Source organism: Pontibacter rugosus (assembly GCF_042678745.1).
Classification (GTDB): domain Bacteria; phylum Bacteroidota; class Bacteroidia; order Cytophagales; family Hymenobacteraceae; genus Pontibacter; species Pontibacter rugosus.
Genome location: NZ_JBHTLD010000418.1, coordinates 1 through 1381 on the forward strand (window position 1 = coordinate 1; position 1381 = coordinate 1381).

The 1381-nt window shown below is 39.6% G+C and carries 3 protein-coding genes; 2 read left to right on the top strand and 1 reads right to left on the bottom strand.

Annotated features, from left to right (window positions below):
* Positions 1–370: 370 nt before the first annotated feature.
* Both ACFQ2O_RS21635 and ACFQ2O_RS21640 read left to right on the top strand, forming a co-directional pair.
* Positions 371–550, top strand: a complete 180-nt coding sequence (locus ACFQ2O_RS21635) for a hypothetical protein (RefSeq protein ID WP_377532987.1) — start codon at positions 371–373, stop codon at positions 548–550.
* A gap of 133 nt (positions 551–683) precedes the next feature.
* Positions 684–947 (top strand): hypothetical protein, encoded by a 264-nt coding sequence (locus tag ACFQ2O_RS21640; RefSeq protein ID WP_377532989.1) that lies wholly within the window; start codon positions 684–686, stop codon positions 945–947.
* Between the two features lie 58 nt (positions 948–1005).
* Here ACFQ2O_RS21640 and ACFQ2O_RS21645 read toward each other — a convergent pair.
* On the bottom strand, positions 1006–1381 hold a 376-nt coding region (locus ACFQ2O_RS21645), incomplete at its 5' end, for an Hsp20/alpha crystallin family protein (RefSeq protein WP_377532991.1).

Here is a 1381-nt window from a genome sequence, read left to right on the forward strand (position 1 = left end):
GTTTATCAATAGTATTAATATAAAAAGAATCTTCTTGCACCTTTCTGTTTTTTGAAACATTATTGTAGGGGTTTACCGTTAAAATACCAGGAGAATGTAGGGATATGAAGTTATTACGAAACATAACGTTAGATAAATGTAATTTTGTCGCAGATAGGAGAACAAGGAAGATATTCAGTACAGCGTACGAAAATCTTAAAACCTTTATCTTTTATCGCGATGCTGATAATAAATTTAAACTGGTGGTAACCAAGGAGGATGATCCGCCTATCATCGTAGAAAAGAGTATAACAAGGGCCCAGGCCTTCCGTTTAATGAATACCCGCCCGTAAAACAGGCGGGTTTTTTTTATTCCCTGGTTTACAAGCCCATGAATCTACAAAACCCATACTATAAAATAGCTCTTTCAGGAGTAGTGCTATGCCTGTTGCTGCAGGTAGTGCTGTTTTTTGCGGTAGACCCTTACCTGGCTTCTGTCGTGTCGCCATTCTATCCTATATGGATCATATTTTTTGTTGTAGGCTGGCGCAAAGAGCACCCGAGGCGTTAAAGCAGGCAGCTTTGTATAAGGCAAAGTTAAAGCAAACGTTAAGCAGGAAATTTATACTTCAGGCCTTATTCAAATAGTACGCTGGGCACTTTTTATGCTCTTTTATACTTATAGCACTATAGGCAAAAAGAGTATGGACAAGAGGCAAGAGAAAATAATGGCCGACGAGAACCACGTGCAACATATGTTTTTGCAGGTGGAAAACAGTGATGTGGTATGTGTGCTTAACATTGCTGGGCACCCTTACCGCTTGCGCGAGTTGATCTTTATGATGGTGGAAAACGGATGCCGGGTCAAGCAGACTACTGCGGAAAGGTTCAATACGTTTAGTTTTGACAAAGAAACGGTAGAAGTATATGATTTTCTTACTTCTATCATCAAAGCGAAGTTTCTATAGTGTTAGTCTGATAAGCAGAAAAAGCAGGGGCTATCTATTTGATAGCCCCTGCTTTCTGTTATAACTGCTTGATTTCTATTTCGCGTGGTTTGCCAGCATCCTCATAGTATGGTAGCCTTACCTGTAGCTGTCCATCCTCATAAACAGCTTCTATACCTCCTAAATTAACTTGCGGAGGCAACATAAATGTTCTATTAAACATAGGTGCAGCCATCTCAGGTTTTTCTTCGCTTTGTAGCACAGAGAAAAGGGTTAGTTGGTTGTTGTTGAGCACAACTTTGAAAGACTCTGGGTTTACGCCTGCTGCCCATACATTGATAAGAGCACCTTTCTTAAGCTTCTTTATGTCTACATATGTTTCACTTACACCACCTCCAAGTGTATTTAGCAGGTCGATCTGGTAAGCAATATTTTTTAATAACTCTTTATCTTTT

Bases quoted from the DNA above. Each gene is read 5' to 3' on its own strand.
- ACFQ2O_RS21635 (WP_377532987.1), top strand. From the start codon at position 371: ATGAATCTACAAAACCCATACTATAAAATAGCTCTTTCAGGAGTAGTG.
- ACFQ2O_RS21640 (WP_377532989.1), top strand. From the start codon at position 684: ATGGACAAGAGGCAAGAGAAAATAATGGCCGACGAGAACCACGTGCAA.